The organism is Sedimentitalea todarodis, from assembly GCF_032595355.1.
In the GTDB taxonomy this organism is placed as follows: domain Bacteria; phylum Pseudomonadota; class Alphaproteobacteria; order Rhodobacterales; family Rhodobacteraceae; genus Sedimentitalea; species Sedimentitalea todarodis.
The window spans coordinates 1-15460 of sequence record NZ_JASMWN010000033.1; the positions used below are offsets into that span (position 1 = coordinate 1).

At 56.1% G+C, this 15460-nt stretch carries 17 protein-coding genes and 1 tRNA gene; 11 read left to right on the forward strand and 7 right to left on the reverse strand.

Annotated features, from left to right (window positions below):
• Positions 1–386: 386 nt before the first annotated feature.
• Positions 387–1943, reverse strand: a complete 1557-nt coding sequence (locus QO231_RS23750; RefSeq protein ID WP_316782232.1) for a hypothetical protein — start codon at positions 1941–1943, stop codon at positions 387–389.
• Between the two features lie 250 nt (positions 1944–2193).
• Here QO231_RS23750 and QO231_RS23755 point away from each other — a divergent pair, with 250 nt between their 5' ends.
• The 7 genes from QO231_RS23755 (at position 2194) to QO231_RS23785 (ending at position 7741) form a co-directional block, all read left to right on the forward strand.
• On the forward strand, positions 2194–3366 hold the full coding sequence (locus tag QO231_RS23755; RefSeq protein WP_316782234.1) for a carbohydrate porin: 1173 nt from the start codon (positions 2194–2196) through the stop codon (positions 3364–3366).
• An 11-nt stretch (positions 3367–3377) separates the two neighbouring features.
• Positions 3378–3602, forward strand: coding sequence for a glycine zipper 2TM domain-containing protein (locus QO231_RS23760; RefSeq protein WP_316782236.1), 225 nt, complete (start codon positions 3378–3380; stop codon positions 3600–3602).
• Positions 3603–3607: 5 nt separating this feature from the next.
• Positions 3608–3985 (forward strand): hypothetical protein, encoded by a 378-nt coding sequence (locus QO231_RS23765; RefSeq protein WP_316782238.1) that lies wholly within the window; start codon positions 3608–3610, stop codon positions 3983–3985.
• A 29-nt stretch (positions 3986–4014) separates the two neighbouring features.
• Positions 4015–5277: an agmatinase family protein gene (locus tag QO231_RS23770; protein ID WP_316782239.1), complete on the forward strand. Its 1263-nt coding sequence runs from the start codon at positions 4015–4017 to the stop codon at positions 5275–5277.
• A gap of 57 nt (positions 5278–5334) precedes the next feature.
• Positions 5335–6210: a peptidylprolyl isomerase gene (locus QO231_RS23775; protein ID WP_316782241.1), complete on the forward strand. Its 876-nt coding sequence runs from the start codon at positions 5335–5337 to the stop codon at positions 6208–6210.
• Positions 6207–7193 carry a HupE/UreJ family protein gene (locus QO231_RS23780; protein WP_316782243.1) on the forward strand — a complete coding sequence of 329 codons (987 nt, stop codon included), beginning with the start codon at positions 6207–6209 and terminating at the stop codon, positions 7191–7193. Before QO231_RS23775 ends, QO231_RS23780 begins: the two co-directional genes overlap by 4 nt.
• Before the next feature lie 206 nt (positions 7194–7399).
• Positions 7400–7741, forward strand: a complete 342-nt coding sequence (locus QO231_RS23785) for a hypothetical protein (RefSeq protein WP_316782245.1) — start codon at positions 7400–7402, stop codon at positions 7739–7741.
• On the opposite strand, the gene QO231_RS23790 is transcribed toward QO231_RS23785, so the two are convergent.
• Positions 7732–8259, reverse strand: coding sequence for a glycosyltransferase family 2 protein (locus QO231_RS23790; protein WP_316782246.1), 528 nt, complete (start codon positions 8257–8259; stop codon positions 7732–7734). The two genes, QO231_RS23785 and QO231_RS23790, sit on opposite strands and share 10 nt — an antisense overlap.
• Complete coding sequence (locus tag QO231_RS23795; protein ID WP_316782248.1) at positions 8193–8594, reverse strand: hypothetical protein; 402 nt, start codon at positions 8592–8594, stop codon at positions 8193–8195. Before QO231_RS23795 ends, QO231_RS23790 begins: the two co-directional genes overlap by 67 nt.
• 70 nt (positions 8595–8664) lie before the next feature.
• Here QO231_RS23795 and QO231_RS23800 point away from each other — a divergent pair, with 70 nt between their 5' ends.
• Positions 8665–9261, forward strand: coding sequence for a recombinase family protein (locus QO231_RS23800; RefSeq protein ID WP_316782250.1), 597 nt, complete (start codon positions 8665–8667; stop codon positions 9259–9261).
• Complete coding sequence (locus QO231_RS23805; RefSeq protein WP_316782252.1) at positions 9254–9787, forward strand: hypothetical protein; 534 nt, start codon at positions 9254–9256, stop codon at positions 9785–9787. The genes QO231_RS23800 and QO231_RS23805 overlap by 8 nt, the downstream gene beginning before the upstream one ends.
• Before the next feature lie 14 nt (positions 9788–9801).
• Here QO231_RS23805 and QO231_RS23810 read toward each other — a convergent pair whose 3' ends face one another.
• Complete coding sequence (locus QO231_RS23810) at positions 9802–10434, reverse strand: hypothetical protein (RefSeq protein ID WP_316782254.1); 633 nt, start codon at positions 10432–10434, stop codon at positions 9802–9804.
• A 244-nt stretch (positions 10435–10678) separates the two neighbouring features.
• Here QO231_RS23810 and QO231_RS23815 point away from each other — a divergent pair, with 244 nt between their 5' ends.
• Both QO231_RS23815 and QO231_RS23820 read left to right on the forward strand, forming a co-directional pair.
• Positions 10679–11431 (forward strand): hypothetical protein, encoded by a 753-nt coding sequence (locus QO231_RS23815; RefSeq protein ID WP_316782256.1) that lies wholly within the window; start codon positions 10679–10681, stop codon positions 11429–11431.
• A complete protein-coding gene (locus QO231_RS23820; protein WP_316782257.1) occupies positions 11431–11808 on the forward strand; it encodes a hypothetical protein in 378 nt (125 codons plus the stop codon). Before QO231_RS23815 ends, QO231_RS23820 begins: the two co-directional genes overlap by 1 nt.
• A gap of 474 nt (positions 11809–12282) precedes the next feature.
• Here QO231_RS23820 and QO231_RS23825 read toward each other — a convergent pair whose 3' ends face one another.
• The 3 genes from QO231_RS23825 to QO231_RS23835 all read right to left on the reverse strand — a co-directional run bounded on the left by QO231_RS23825 (position 12283) and on the right by QO231_RS23835 (position 15420).
• Positions 12283–13989, reverse strand: coding sequence for a hypothetical protein (locus tag QO231_RS23825; protein WP_316782259.1), 1707 nt, complete (start codon positions 13987–13989; stop codon positions 12283–12285).
• A 360-nt stretch (positions 13990–14349) separates the two neighbouring features.
• A tRNA-Asn gene (locus tag QO231_RS23830) sits at positions 14350–14424 on the reverse strand.
• Between the two features lie 78 nt (positions 14425–14502).
• Positions 14503–15420, reverse strand: coding sequence for an MBL fold metallo-hydrolase (locus QO231_RS23835; protein WP_316782261.1), 918 nt, complete (start codon positions 15418–15420; stop codon positions 14503–14505).
• Positions 15421–15460: the final 40 nt, after the last annotated feature.

The following is a 15460-nucleotide window of genomic DNA, read 5'->3' on the forward strand; positions in this document are numbered from 1 at the left end:
TGCGACTATGCTGCGTACGGGTGAATTCGGTCCAGGCCATCGTGATCTCCGTTCAGTTTCACAACCAAACAGAATCACAACCTGCTGAATTCACTCAACCCATTTCCGATCAGACACTAAGGGAGAAATGACAGGTTCTTGCCGTGTGTTATGATCGTGTCTCCGCTACAATAGCCAAGAATACCATGAACAAATGCGCCTTCCGGACCCGCGTTAGATGTGGGTTATCGTCGGCAGTGTATGCCAAGAGACCCCTTAACTAATCGGGATTTCTTCGTCGACCGGCCCCCTTGAATCGCCATCGATGATCAGCCTCAAGACTGTTAGTAAGGAACGCGACAACTCTGTGCGCTAATGTTTGCCGAAAGATGTGACTTGCGTCGCCTTCAACAGACAACGGTTTTCAAACCTGCGTTAGCTTTGGATTGTAGATTGGCATCCGGTAACATGGTGCTCAAAGCGCGATGCATATAGTCTTCCACATTGGGGTTCACGTGCCGCATTCTTTCGAAGACTGCGCGGGCTTCGCTTTTCTTCCCCTTTTCGACAAGTGTGGATATCTGGAACGCTTGTATCCAAAAAACATCGCGATGCGGCGAAGCATGAAGTGCTTCGTTGGAAAACGCATCGGTTGGATCATGTAGCGCTGCCATACCGACCCGAATGGACTCAAACACCGAGGGGTTTGCGTTTTGCTTGTCTGAACGGCCATTAGGACTGGGGTCCAGGGCCGACAATGTTTTCAGCAAATTGACATCATCGATTTGAGATCCAACTGGTTGCATAGTTTTGACCCGATTAACGGCGCTGCCAATCAAATCCTGCCTGCATCCCGTTACGCCGGCGTATCCGAGCGCCAGAGCCGACCAAATACTTTCGGGTCTGTCTTCAATAAGGGCTTCTGCAGCATCTTCGATAAACGAAATTTCCTTGATGTCCGGATCCGTTGAAAAACAGAAACTCGCACGTGACATGTCAATGGAAAGAGCTTTCGCGACGGAAGAAGACTGTACGACCGTCTTCACTGACGACATAGCCGCCGGGAGACGTTCGCGATCCTGCGTCGCCATGAAAGAAAAAGCATCAGCCAATCGGGCAATTCTGGACTGTGGCAGCAGTTCAGAGACCTGATTTACAACGCGCCCACCTATCGGATCAAGCGCAAGCACAGTTACCGCTTTGGAAACACTGTCGACGATCATTCTGCGGTCTACGCCGTCAGATCTTGGGCTCAATCTGGTATTGCTGATAATCTGGCGCGAACGGGGATCAATGACCGAAAGATAAGCATTGCAAACCTCATCGGTCGCCATCACGCGCGTAACAAGTAAAACACACGCACCTTGGCGTTCGGCTTGATCTGCGAGGGCATCAAGGGTCTTTCCCTCAACACAAGTGAAAGACAGGAGACCGTCGCTTAGAAACTCGGATTGAGAAATCAAGGTGAGCACTTCACATTCAATTTCAAAGCCATATCCGCATGACAAGTGATCGACGGCACAAAGTGTTCCCAGCGCCATGATCGGATCGCCCGTGTCAAATGACCCGCGCATTCGTAAATCTTGCATGGGCAGGGCGTCCAAGACTGTCCGGTATCCCCCCTTTGGCACAGACAAACGCCGTGTTCTGGTTCGTTTCAATCTGGAATAAAAACCATCTAGTGCCGCTCTGAGCCTTTTGACCTCGATGCGGACATGCGCGTCACATGATGGATCGTAGTTCAATCCCAAGCCCATGACATCCCGCGCAATGTCTTTCTGGGAAATTTTGGCAGCGGATTGATCGCTTTTTTCAGCGATATACAAAAGCAGCGCTCTGAGCCTGTTAGACGCCTCAAACTCCGGACCCTGAATGATCCAGGACGCTTCAGCTAGACAAGGGCCCGACGCCGCCGAAGCTGACAATGTCAGAACGTGACCCTTCAATCCCGAAAATTTCCCCATAGTTAGAACTTATACGCCAAACGTTACATTACAAGCTTACGACACTTTTTTGTGCGCACCAAGTATAAGCTCATGGGAAATATGATTTTCCAAAGGTCAAAACCCCGTTTTGACGTACTTGATTGTTCATCAATTCGACTAAGTTTCAAAAGGTTAGCAACTTCATAAACCTGTTCGGCGTGCCTAACCTCTGCGAATGTTTGCTCTTGGGTTTTACCTGAAATCTTTGCGGCGCTTTGCGTGCGTCCTCTTGGCAATTTTTGCTGGCGCTGCCCATGCAGACGACGCGCATCCACGTTTTGACTACGGCGAAATCTCGGGTGTTTTCGAACCACCCAGCACGCGGGACGGCTATTTGAGTTTTGGGCGTTTGGGGCGCACCTACGACGACTATGCCGCATGGAAGTCAGAGGTTTCCCAAAAAAATGGCGTGTCTTGGCTCATCGAAGATCGGATGATCCTACAGTCTGGGCGCAATGCGGACATAGCCGACAACGAACTCAATCTTATCGGGCGGTACGAATTCGCCCGCGCCTCGCCTGCGTCATGGTCCATTAACGTGTGGGGCCAGTTTGCAAACACTTTGGGCAACACAACAGTGTCCGAATTCCAAACCGAACTTGGGGTGCTCTCGCCACTCAACGGGGGGAACTCGGGGCCCGAAAAATCGAACCAGATCCTTCAGATGCTGGCCTTTGAATACATAAATCCGGCTGAAACACTGCGCTTTCAAATTGGCAAACTCTCGACTCGAACTCTGATGAACCTGAATCGATATGCGCATGGTGATAGCGACAGTTTCTTTACGCCGATGCTCGGGAATAATCCGGTTGTGCCATACACGGCGCTGCTCGGCCTGGGTGTATTTGGGCAGTACCGCGCAGACAATTGGTATCTGTCTGGGCTGGTGCGCGCACCGGATGACAACTTGGGGCTGTCAACATCCGCCTGGCAAAACGGATCACGCGAATACATCGTCGAAGCGGCGCTGACGCCGACCATTCCGGGTCTGGGCTATGGGGAATACCGCCTGACCTTGTCCCGCCTGATCGAAAATGGATCTCTACCACGGGTCGATACGTTTTCTGTAAGTGCTGATCAGGATTTCGGAGACAGGTTGGGTGGGTTTTTTCGCTATGCGCAAGCGGATGACACGTTTCGAGATTTCAGAAAACGGATCGCCGCCGGATTTATCGTAAAGCGCCCGTTGGGCTTTGAGTATGATCGCGCCGGTTTTGGAGCGTGGCATGGCGCACCCACAGACCCATCGCTCAGAAACGAAACCGGGGTTGAGATCTATTACCGGGCTCAGGTTTCGCCATTCCTGCAAATCACAACGGATATTCAGGTCGTGTTCGATCCCGCAAAATCGACTCGATCCTCCGAGGTAGTCCTGGGTCTTCGGCTCCGAGTTGAACTCTGAAAGGCAAACATATGGAACGCATGGCAAATCCCCGTTCAAGTCTGGTTATCGTGGCCGTAACAACCGTCGCTTTGACATTTACCAGCGCCCCACCGGTTCACGCGGACGTCCTCAAGGGCGCGGTTGTCGGTGCAGGCGTCGGCGCCTTGATCGGCGGTAAAAAAGGGGCGCGAAACGGAGCCATCGTCGGAGCCGTCGCCGGCGGCGTCAAGCGCAGCAAAAAGAAGAAGAGGTAAGAATTATGACAACTTATCGGTGCAAGACACTGACGGTCGCAGGCCTTGTGATGCATTTGTGTTCCCCCGCCTCCGCGCAAGACAGACCGACGGAAGAGATCCTCAGCGAAGCCCAGGGCGTTCTGCATCTGACGTGCAACACCCTGTTTGAGACTTACGGCAATAACGAAGACGCGATGCTGGATGTGATTGGGTTGATGGTCGCAGTGTCGCTCAACAACCGCGGGATCGACTTCACAACGCTGGACCTGACGCCGCAGGAAAAAGACGAAATCCAAGCCGAATTTGCTGACCAGATTGGCGACATCTGTGCGGAGGATGCCGACGCGCTGATGGCCGGCATCGTGGACCACACTGTCGCGGATCTCGTCACGTACTACTGACACGAATTTCATTTTACTGGAGAAACAACATGAATCTGAGAACCTTGCTTGCGAGCGCGGCACTTGTGGGGCTAATGCCCGCGCTGGCCATGGCTCAGAACTTTGGTGCCGCAGACACCCCTGAAGAAATCGACATGATCGACGAAGGTGTTGAGCCGGTTATCCGTCTGAACCCGGATGATCCCACCTTTGATATCTGGAAGAAAATCCGTGACGACATTTCAGACGGGCGCGAGCCCGGCCCGATCAATGTTCAGCGTTTTGTGGGCGGCACGCCTTGGGAAGGGATACCAACTTTTTTCCACCTTCCCGTTGCTCTGACACCCAAAGATTTGAAGGCCGGCGAAGTTGATGTCGCCATTTTTGGGGCCGAACTGATCGGGGACATGCGCGCCCGCACCTTTGGCCCACAGGAAATGCGCAATCCGCACCGGTCCGAAGTCTACCGAAACTGGGGCGCCTTCGCGATGCCGGAACTGGATACAGGTCTGACCTGGGCCAACGATTTAACAGTTGTTGATTATGGCGATGCGCCCACACACCCCATGAGCATTGATCTTTCGATCCCGGAAGTCCGCAAGTTCGTGGCCCAAGTCGCAGGTGTTGAACTGGAAAACGGCAAGCGCACCATTCCGATCATCATCGGCGGTGGGCATGCCTTGATGTACCCTGACGCGGTCGGTCTTACGGATGTCTATGGAAAAGGCAACTTGCAGATTATCCACTTTGACGCCCACGCGGATCAGGCGCCTGTCGGCTTTGGCTTCGCGGTGACGCACGGCAACCCGGTGCGCAAACTGGTCGAGGGTGGGTTTGTAAAAGGCGAAGACATTATCCAGATCGGCCTGCGCGGCCCCAACTCCACCGACCTCAGCGGTGTTGCGTGGAACAGAACGAACGGGCTGCGCTATCACATGTTCGCCGAAATCGAGGTGCGCGGATGGCAAGCCGTGATGGATGACGTGATGGCCGAAGTACATGCCAGCGGCAAACCGACGTTTATCTCCTTTGATGCCGATGTTCTTGACCCGGCCTTTGCGGCGGGGGTTTCCACGCCTGAACCCGGCGGCCTTTATATGCGTGAGGCAATGCCTTTGATGCGCAGGCTTTGTGCTGAAAGTAATGTGGTGGGTGTCGAGATTGTGGAACTGCGGCCCGACAGCGATCCGGGCTATACCACATTGCTCAACGTCAAAAGCTTGCTGCGCCAATGTCTGAACGGCATGGCGGTGGCCAAGGCCGGACTGGGCGAGAATTACTATCACCCTGACATCATTGACGATGGGAAATGATACTGCACGGGGCCGCCTTTGCGGCGGCCCTGCCATTCTGAGCGACCGGAGCCGTAGATGAACCGTTTTTTGACTATTTTTCGCGAACCCATGATGTTGTTCAGCCTGACAGCCGCAGCGGTTTTTGGGCTTCATGCTTTGAGCGGCGACGACGACGCCCACAAGGTGATCAAAGTCAGCCCCGAAGCGATTGCTGGGTCGCTTTCCCTGCGACAGGATTTGATCGGGCGGCAACTGACGGCTGATGAACGTGATGAAATTGTGGAAAAATTGGTCCGGCAGGAAATCCTTGTGCAGGAAGCCGCCGCCAGAGGCTTGCACCTGCACGATTCAAAAACCCGTGAACGGCTTGTCACGCAGATGTATTTCGTGATGACCGAAGACGCGCCCGAACCTCGACCTGAGGACCTTTCGGCCTTTTATGAGTCCAACCCCGACCGGTACATGCTCCCCAAGACCGTCACCTTCGATCATGTGTTCTTTGAAACCGATCAAACGGCAGCACAAACCTTGATGGATCAGATCAATGCCGGCGGCGAGATTCCTGAGGATGCCGGAGACACGTTCTGGCTGGGCAACCGTTTAGAACATTACGGTCCGGGACAGTTGGTCACCGTCTTGGGTTGGGAATTCGGCGCGCAGATTCGGGATCTTGAGCTTGGCGTATGGACAGGCCCAATCCGCTCCGGGCGCGGCTGGCACCTCGTTCGGTTGGATGCATTCAATCCACCAAAAGCCCTGCCCCCAGAAGAGTTGAACCGCAGATTGCGCGAGGACTGGACGCAGGCCTACAGCCAACGCAGTTTCGAAAAACGCCTGGATGTCATGCGCGCATCCTATACAATTAACTTGCCCTCAACCGAAGAAGTTCAGGCGACCAAACCCCGGTTACAAACCGTGCAGGTCCTCTCAGCAGGCGGGCCCACGAAATGATCCGGTCAGCGCGATGGGTTTTCCTGATCCTGACAGGTTTGATGGTAGCGATTTCAACACCAGTCACAGCGCATGACCTCGGGCTTGCGCAGGTGACGGTGTCCTCGACATCTGAGGGCGACATCATTTTGCGCTCAAAACTTTCGGCGACCCTTGACGCACAATCTCCCGTCTTGCCGGGAACCTGCACTGGCGTGACCACTTCGATGATGGCGCCGGATCGGCTGAACCAGTGGCTTGAAACACGCATTCAGTGTCAGAAAGAAAACATCGGAACGATCCTTCTGCCATGGCAGGTCGACGGCGTCTTTCTGATTTCGCAAGCCGCTGGTCATGAGAGCAAAACGCGCTTTGTGCCCGCCGGTCCGGGTGGTGTTTCGTTGGACCTGAGCGACCTGAACTTTCAAGAACGCGGGACGCTCGGCATCGCAAGCCTCTACGCCCAACTGGGCATCAAACACATTCTGATTGGCCTCGATCATCTGGCCTTGCTGGTGTGCCTCGTCTTGCTCGCGCGAGGGATGTTGTTGGTCCGGCTGGTGACGGCCTTTACAATCGGGCATTCGATCACTCTGTGCCTTGCTGCGCTACAGGTTGTAAAGGTTCCAGTAACTCCGGTTGAGGTGCTGATCGTCTTGTCAGTGGCCTACTTGGCACGGGATGTCTGGCTTGGTCGGTCACTTGATCGCAACAGCACGGTTTTGATGGGCGGCATTGGACTTTTGCATGGTTTGGGGTTTGCCAGCGTCTTGTCTGAAATCGGCCTGCCGAAATCTGATCTCCTATTGGCGCTGCTGAGTTTCAACATCGGAATTGAGATCGGCCAGTTGGCCTTCCTGACCTTCGTCATCGTCCTTTCTAACCTATTCGGCCGCGTCGCTCCAAATTACCTGGTGAAACTTACTCCCGGCGCGGCGTCTTTTCTCACGGGGAGTTTGGCGATGTATTGGACATTCGAACGCATCGCCGGGTTTTATGTGTAAGCATCCAAATGCATGATCAATCAACGTCACGTTTTGTTGGGTACTACCAACGTTTTTTGCAGCCTCTGGATCGTCGCACCACCACCTGTTCCAAACCTACCATTGAACTAATAATGTTAGCTAGATTGGCCTCTTTGTCGTATTTTTAAAGTCATTTTGAACCTGCATGTTTTCAAAAAGACCCAAAGCCGTATGGAAGCTGATTGATGGATATTGCCACTATAACTGATATTTATGGGAAAGCGGGCGGGCCGGTGCTCAGCTACCTCGTCATTGGCGCAGTGCTATTGGTCGCCTTGCCAGCTGCAGTTCTGATTGGACATCACGCGGGCCGTTTGCACCGACTGAAAACAGTGTCCTCCGGTAAGGGGGTTGACTTGCAGGCCGGTCAAACGTCGCTTGGCGGAATCCTTACCCTGTTAGGTCTTCTTCTCGCGTTCAGCTTTGGCAACGCTTTGAGCATTGCCCAGGCTGGTTGTGTCGCAACGACAATCCAACCAGATGCACCGCCAGCTTTCAAATCACCCAAACACCAGATTCACTCATAGCTCCGCTGCTTGACCCATGCTGTGACCGTCACAGGCGCTTCCTCGCCTGTCTCGGACAGAACGGTGTGGAACGTGTAGTTGCGAGCCAGTCGCAAAGACAGGTCAGCGTCTTCGGTGACGTTGTGGGCATCGAACGCGCCGACTTCCATCAGAGCGTCGCGGCGCAGATATTGCGACGTGCCACCAAGCAGGAACGGCAGGCCCAGCTTGTCGAGCATCGGCAGCACGCCCCGGAACAGGACCGCGTATTCGAGCGCCCATAGACGGGCGATCAACGGGCCGTCATGGTCGCAGGCAAGGACGGCTTGCACGACGGCGCAGTCGGGGTCAGCGACCATCCGCGCAACGGCGCGTCGTGGTTGTTCTGGCGCGGGCCTGTCTTCCGCATCGAAGATTACCACCACGTCGCCGCGCGTGTGAAGGAGCCCGTAGTTCACGGCGCGAGGTTTGCCTATCGCAGTTCCGCGATTGATCGCTGGGTGCCATCTGATCCGAGGAACTTCCAGTTGCCATTCCAAACGTTTTCGTTGCCATCCACAATCGACTGGTTGAGTTGGTTGAGCGTTGGAAAGCGTTCTCCGGTGTCCGGCCTGACCCATTGACCGCCATCGACTACGCCCGTGTAGCTCTTGCGTTTGTAGGTGCGGAAAACATCGAAACCTTCCGCGAAATGGACACCGCTTCGCCCATCGGTGAGGCCGTCGCCCTTCGGTGTGATTTCGCTCGGCGCAGGGTCGGATTCGCCGCATTTGAGCAAACGGTTGAGGATGGCATCCTCTGTGTCTTCGCCCGCCTGCCGCTGTGCCCAGATTGCCGCGAAAACCGCCGTCGATACTGAGATGGTCCTATTCATAGCTTTCTCCGATTCTGCTTACCTCCTATAAGTAGCGGATAGTGCTATTTGCTGCAAGAGGAGATTTTTAATGAGGAAGGCTGCGATTTATGCCCGGGTATCGACCGGCGAACAGACGCCCGAAAACCAGCTTATCCGCCTGCGAGAGGTGGCCCAGCGCGCGGGGTGGGCGGTTGTGTGCGAATACGTCGAGACGGCATCCGGTGCCAAACGCTCGCGCCCGGCGCTGGACGCGATGATGAAGGACGCCGCGCGCCGCCGGTTCGACTTGGTGATGGCTTGGGATGTATCGCGCCTAGGGCGATCCCTGCGCGATCTGGTGGACCTCTTCGAGACGCTGCGCAGCGTTGATTGCGACCTCTTTCTGGAACAGCAGGCGCTCGACACCTCGACACCGGCGGGCCGCGCCCTGTTGCAGATGTCTGGCGTCTTTGCCGAGTTCGAACGGGCGATGATCGTGGAGCGCACGAAAGCCGGAATGGAGCGCGCCCGGGCGAACGGAAAACAGATCGGGCGCGCCCCGGCGTCTGATGGGCTGATCGACGCGATCCGCGCCCTGCGCGCGGATGGGATGGGGATGGACCGGATCGCGCGCGACCTGAAATGCGGCAAGGGCCTGAGCCAGCGCGTTTGCCAAGAGTTCGACAAGGAGATGGAAAATGGATGAAGAGAGATTTGACGCGGTGGCGCGCCGCGTGTCGGACGGCACCCCGGGCGGTCCGGCTTACCGCGTCGGGCGGCGTGGTTTGAAGGTGATCGAAGAACTGGCGGCGCGTGGCGTTGCCGAGGCGACGATGGCCAAGGCCCTGCGGATGGGCAAGGACGCGTTCCGCGCCGCCAAGCGCCGCGATCCCGCCGTGCAGGAGGCCATCGACCGGGGCCGCGCCGTTGAGCACGACAAGCTCGTGGGTGTCCTGCATGACCTTGCGATGGCGGGCCAGTATGTCCCGGCGATGTTCCTATTGAAGGCACGCCACGGATATCGCGAGGGCGAACAGTTCGGGGTGAACGTGAACATCGACACCGGCGGGGTGCTGGTGGTTCCGAACAAGATGACGATGGAGGAGTTTCTGGAAGCCCAGCGCGAGGCGGGCCTTTACGACAGCCCGCAGCGGCCCGATGCAGTGGATCGCACCCCCGGCCAGCGCACCATCAAGGCGGTGCTGGACCCTAAGACTAGGCAGGGTGATTAGTGCTGTGGCTCGGTCTATTGCGAGGGCGTTTCCGAACGGAGGCGCGAGGAAACCGCCGGGTGCGCCTGCGGTAGGGCAGCGATAATCGCAGCTTCGGTCTGACCGTTGTTGGGCGTAAGAACAACTAGCAATCTTGCCGGGTCGGAAACTCTAAATTCTTCCATTGACAGTAGGACGCGCCACACCTCTTTCGGGACCTCAAAGCTGGTGGTGCCATCTCCCGGGATTGCTCCGCACCAAAAATGTCGAATGAGACCGCTGTCTTGAAGGCTAATGATTGTCGATAAATCTGGCTTCGCCCAAATGGTTCGGTCGCTTTGGGCCAGAGCCTTGCTGAGTATTGCCACCTCGAAAATGTGCAGGTGAAGGAGCTTCTTGCGGGTTGATCGTGTCTTTATCGGCGCAATGATGTATCGCCCTATTGCTTTGATGGCATTGATTATCGGCGGCGATATGGACGCGACAGACAAGACAAATGCGAAAATCGCAACAATTCGGATAGTTGGAAAGACCCAATCCGGCAGGCCAATAAACAAATCAGGATAGAAATATTCTAAAGCAAGTGCTGTCGCACAAGACAAGAGAACTGACCAAGCTACTTTTCCACCAGACTCGACCGCCGTAATTATTTGATTAACCCACGTCACGCGAACTCCATGTATCTCTTGTGTCTGCTTCGGTCGAAAACACTGCGCAGGTGCTCTTCGGGTTTTCGAGAGATGCCTGCCAACCTCTTCTAAAGGTAACAATTCGGCGAAGGAACAGCTAAACAACAACGAATACCGCTCTCCCGCCCCAAACGTTCGCGTTATAGTTGCGCATCCGGGGCGATGGCGACCCTGACAGCGCAGTGGCAGCGCGTCGGCCCCCAACGCTTGAGAGGACCGACCGATGACCGCAACGATTTCCCCCGACGACAATCCCCCGACCTTGCCCGCCGCAGGGACGCTCTATGGCCTGCCGGAACTGGCCGAAGCCCTTGCGGCCGCAACCCGGCTCGAAGAAAAACACGGAGCCATGATCGAACGGCTTGAGGCCGCGATCCTGAAACAGTCGCAGGACGCTGCCGAAAGCGCCCGCCGCGCGGGGTTCGGCAAGCTCGACGCCCAGAACGCAGGGACCAAGATGGGCGTGAAGGCCCGGAATGACGTGCGCAAGATTTCCGACGATGACCGCTGGGCGATCCTGCGCCAGCTCGACGCGATGGCCTCGGGCCTATCGGCCTCCGAAGCACTTTGGGCCTCGCCTATTGTCGCCCTTGCCCGGATGGGTCTTGGCAGCGACAAGCGCACGAACCACATTGCGCAGCTTTCGGGCGCTGGCCCGGCGGAATTGCGGACGGCGGCAGCACTGGCCGCCGCCACGCTGGATCGGGTTCTGGGTGCCAGTGTCGCGTCCCTTCTTGACCGGACGCCGGTGAAGCAGCGGATGGTTTCGCCGCAGGAACTGGCCGAACGCCTGATCGGTGACGATGTGCGGCAGGCGCGGGCCGCAATCGCGGCGGTGAAGCAGGCGCACCAGCGCGCCCTTAATGCCGACCGTGAGTTTGCGTCTGGACGCCGCAACGCCACGGCCCGGATCGCGTCGGCACTGGCCGAGCGTGACGCTGCGAAGAACGCGGGCGCGGCGGTGGAGGCGGGCTGATGGATACTGTCTGGTCGCAGCGGATCGCTGACGCATATCCGACCCTGTTCCCGCGCCGCCTGCGGCAGGCCCATATGGCGCTGATCTCCTGGGCCGAGGAAGCCAACCCTGACGGCTGGCCCACACCCTTTGATGTGGAACGGTTCGCGCGGCTCTACGGTGTGGCGCGCGGCCCCCTCGGGGCCTTGGTCGGGATGTTGTCCCGCAAGCCGGTGTCCGACCGGCGCGTTGTCTGGGTCGATGCGGTCCGCGATCCCGACACCGCCACGCCGCACCTGATCCGCCAGCACGACCACGCGGTGGTCCGGGCCTTCGGATGGTTCTGCGCCACGACCGATCTGGGCTGGCTGAATTTGCGCAGGCCCGTCCTGCATTGACCCCCTGAGCGTTCGGCTAGGGGGTGTGCCCGCTGCTGAGGCACACGTTCCAAGAAAATTGAGCCACGACGGTGTGAACCGACGCGGCGCTTTCGGGGTCGTATCGGTGTGTGAACTTCGGCCCATTACCGGACATTTGGGCGTGGCGCAGCGGATGACTGATCTCTGCTTCAGAGTTGCCCTTCACGCATACGCAGCGAGAGCCAACGGTTGGCCCGGGGCGAGCGGCTGGTCTCCCCGGACATAATGCATTTTGTCGGGCGCTGGATGTCAGAAAACGGACGGATCAACCGCCCGGATTCGCCCTCTTGTGACGGTTTTTGCCTGAGCGACGCGCCTAAACCAGCGCGTCTTCTGAGACCCTTTCGCGATGCTGGGGCGTTACAGCACCTGACGCTCGCGATGGACACAAACCAACCCATACTGCTTGGGATCACCCGGACGCTGAATGAGTGCTTGGGCTAGATGCTCTACCTATTCAGTTGGGGCATCAATCGGGGGATCGAGTGCGAAGGTTTTCAGGCGGGGCACACCAGTCAAAGTGTCATCCTGAGTTCTGACGAGTTTTTGTGCCTCACGATCATATTCGATGTTGGCTGGCAACATCGCCTCAGCCACAGGCGGGTGTGATATCGCAATCGTCTGGTAGTTCTTCTTTACCCACTCCGCTAAAACTTTCGTAAGTGGCCAACTGTCTCTTTCTAAGGTGTCGTTTCGATGAACGCTCTCGTCGTAAAAGCCTAAGACGTTCAGACAGAAACGGACATATGCGGCTCCCTTATAATTTGGAAAGTCATCCATACGAACGATCTCGTTCCAGATCATCCGGCGGAGCTTTCGGCGTACCATCTTCATTATTTTCGTATCTTTGACCTCATTCATCCCAATAGGGGACCAAACAGTGTTGTGCTGAACGTCCCACATTCGAAATTCCTTCGTGTTGACCTGCGCTGCCACAAAAATCGTCTCGAAGAGGAGCGCCGCAAGCCTCGAAGACAGGTCGTGCCCGTACCTGAAATCATCTCTTCTATCGAAGTCAACCCATCCGTTGCTCTCATCGAATGCCTTAACAAGATCCTTTATGAAGTCGTTGGCCTCCTTCGCATGCCATGTTGGGTTATATGGACTAAATGTATCCTCATACTTTTTTAGGTCGCCCAGTTGTCCATACGCTTTCTCTGCCGTTTGAAGAATGTGCTGGATACCACGCGCATCCCAATTCGCCCGCCTCACGGATGTTAGTCCCCGAACATACTCACGCGCGATACCGAAATACACTCGCCAAGTATCGGTGTCCCAACTGCGAGCATACGGAAAGTCTAAGTCAAGCGGCGCTTCCAACCCCATCTCGTAGCCTTCCAACAAATACCAATTCCCAAAAATTGCCCGCGAAATGGGTTTTGCATTGCCTATAAAACCTTGTCCCAGCCATTCATTCTCGACAAATAAAGCCGATCCCGGATTGTTGAGCATGGCTATCACTGTCCGTTTCACCATAAGCTGAATCGGTGCATCGTACCTTTCTAGTTCGATAGCTACTTCCACCATATGAGCCGGAAAAGAAGGTATCTCTTTCGCGACAGTGTCGCAAAACCGAGTATCGGACAAGAGCGCGGTAAGGTAGTGAGCGTGCGTTTGCAGCGACGAAAGTTTAACTGGTTTGTCATCCTCGAAGTGGTGGCGTTTCGTGCGTGGTGTGTGTCGGATCAGTCTTGGAGCTTCGCGCATGATCTCGCGCGCCAATGCGAGCATCTCTTCTTTGCTCCCATTCGCAATATGGACATATGTCTGTTGAAAGAAATGCTTGGCGGTAAACTGAGAGAACCTGGGGGGGCTGATAAAGCAGATCTTCATCCAATAGAGGATTAATATCGCAATTGCAGCGGTGATAAGATAGTTGATCGTATTTGGGCTGAGAAAATTTGGGATTCGAACGCCATAGAGAACCCCAGCTTCAATAGCGAATGTAATGACGGCGGAAATAAGAAGCGTGCCAAAGAATAGCGGTCGAAAGGAAATGATTGCCGTCGCCTGCCTGATTTGAAATTTCGGACTGGTGAGAGTGAAAACCGCGACTGAAAACGCAAGAATGCCTAGAAAGCCGCTGATATCGAGCAAGGGAGTGTAGTCAGCGCGCGCCACAACAGCAGAGTTCTGGTCCCACCATTGGCTAAGGTTCATCCACAGCCTCTTTAGCCAATCGGCTACTTGGTCTAACAAATCTTCGTTCCTATTTTACGATGCCAGCATTCACGAGCCTAGCCCTCTTCGCCGAAGGCTTCTATGCCCACTGTGAAAAACGACTTTGCAAATGACCTGTTCTGGGCTTTGCTTCCGTTCGTACCAAGTGCAGCGAAGGTCGGCTTCCCGCCCTCCATGCGAAGCTTTGGCTGTGTCGCCGCAGTATCGGTAGAGAACTTTATTCGCAGCTAAGGTCAAACCAAACACGCAAGCCTTACGCGCGCCTTACTTTTCCACCTTACGCGAGAATTTTCGGGAATAAAAAAGCCCTCTAAGGCGTTGACCTTAAAGGGCTTATTTTGGCTCCGGCGGTAGGGATCGAACCTACGACCAATTGATTAACAGTCAACTGCTCTACCGCTGAGCTACGCCGGAACGGTGCCGCGCGTATAGCAATCTGGAAATGCAGCGTCCAGAGGCATTTGGTGGAAACGTGAAGATTCTGTCTTTTCGTCAGACACCCAGAACAAAACGAATGTGTGATGACAGTTTTCCTTGTGGGGAGACCAATGATTTCCCTGCCAAATCAACAAGATGTGCGAAAACGTTGCGCTCGGCGGCGGGCAGCAGCGCGGCGGGAATGTCGGTGTAGATCTGCCTGGCAAGATCGCAGGCATCGGCGGGGCCGGACTGGAGCGCCTTAAGGATCGATGCTTCGCGCCCCTGGCGATGGCTGATAAGCCAGCCAAGCCTGTCGGACGGTTCGGTGACCGGCGCGCCGTGGCCAGGATAGAACACCCGCCAGGACCGCTCAGCGAGGCGCTCGCAGGATGTCATGAAGTCGGTGAGATCGCCATCAGGTGGCGACACCAGCGAACTGGCCCATCCCATGACATGGTCCGCCGTGAAACAGGAGCCGTTCCAACCGAGCGCGATGTGATTTCCGATGTGCCCGGGCGTGTGAATGACCTCGAGCGACCAACCGTCGCCTGCAATGATCTGGCCGTCAGATACCTCGTGATCCGGTTTGAACTGTGTGTCGATTCCCTCGCCGCCGCCAGTCAGCCCATCTGCGGCCAGTTGTTCCATGACTTTGCTGCGCCCTGCATGGGCGGTGCCATAGGCAAGTACGGGGGCGCCTGTGCATTCCGACAATTCGCTTGCGAGAGGGGAATGGTCGAGATGTGCGTGCGAGACGATGATATGCGTGATGGCCTGACCCGGTTCGACCGCGGCGAGAATGGCGTCGAGATGGGCGGGCTCACGCGGGCCGGGGTCAAGCACCGCAAGCCCGTGCGACCCAATCAGATAGGTGTTGGTGCCGCGATAGGTCATGGGGGACGGGTTCGGCGCGAGAATGCGCCGCAATCCGGATTCGAGCGTTTCCGGTTTGCCCGGCATCGGGTTGAAATCGTCTGGCGGCTGGGTCATTGCGCTTCCTCTTGCCATGGTGGCTCGATAGGCTTAGCGC

Bases quoted from the DNA above. Each gene is read 5' to 3' on its own strand.
- QO231_RS23750 (WP_316782232.1), bottom strand. From the start codon at position 1,943: ATGGGGAAATTTTCGGGATTGAAGGGTCACGTTCTGACATTGTCAGCT.
- QO231_RS23760 (WP_316782236.1), top strand. From the start codon at position 3,378: ATGGAACGCATGGCAAATCCCCGTTCAAGTCTGGTTATCGTGGCCGTA.
- QO231_RS23765 (WP_316782238.1), top strand. From the start codon at position 3,608: ATGACAACTTATCGGTGCAAGACACTGACGGTCGCAGGCCTTGTGATG.
- QO231_RS23770 (WP_316782239.1), top strand. From the start codon at position 4,015: ATGAATCTGAGAACCTTGCTTGCGAGCGCGGCACTTGTGGGGCTAATG.
- QO231_RS23775 (WP_316782241.1), top strand. From the start codon at position 5,335: ATGAACCGTTTTTTGACTATTTTTCGCGAACCCATGATGTTGTTCAGC.
- QO231_RS23780 (WP_316782243.1), top strand. From the start codon at position 6,207: ATGATCCGGTCAGCGCGATGGGTTTTCCTGATCCTGACAGGTTTGATG.
- QO231_RS23785 (WP_316782245.1), top strand. From the start codon at position 7,400: ATGGATATTGCCACTATAACTGATATTTATGGGAAAGCGGGCGGGCCG.
- QO231_RS23795 (WP_316782248.1), bottom strand. From the start codon at position 8,594: ATGAATAGGACCATCTCAGTATCGACGGCGGTTTTCGCGGCAATCTGG.
- QO231_RS23800 (WP_316782250.1), top strand. From the start codon at position 8,665: ATGAGGAAGGCTGCGATTTATGCCCGGGTATCGACCGGCGAACAGACG.
- QO231_RS23805 (WP_316782252.1), top strand. From the start codon at position 9,254: ATGGATGAAGAGAGATTTGACGCGGTGGCGCGCCGCGTGTCGGACGGC.
- QO231_RS23815 (WP_316782256.1), top strand. From the start codon at position 10,679: ATGACCGCAACGATTTCCCCCGACGACAATCCCCCGACCTTGCCCGCC.
- QO231_RS23820 (WP_316782257.1), top strand. From the start codon at position 11,431: ATGGATACTGTCTGGTCGCAGCGGATCGCTGACGCATATCCGACCCTG.
- QO231_RS23825 (WP_316782259.1), bottom strand. From the start codon at position 13,989: ATGAACCTTAGCCAATGGTGGGACCAGAACTCTGCTGTTGTGGCGCGC.
- QO231_RS23835 (WP_316782261.1), bottom strand. From the start codon at position 15,420: ATGACCCAGCCGCCAGACGATTTCAACCCGATGCCGGGCAAACCGGAA.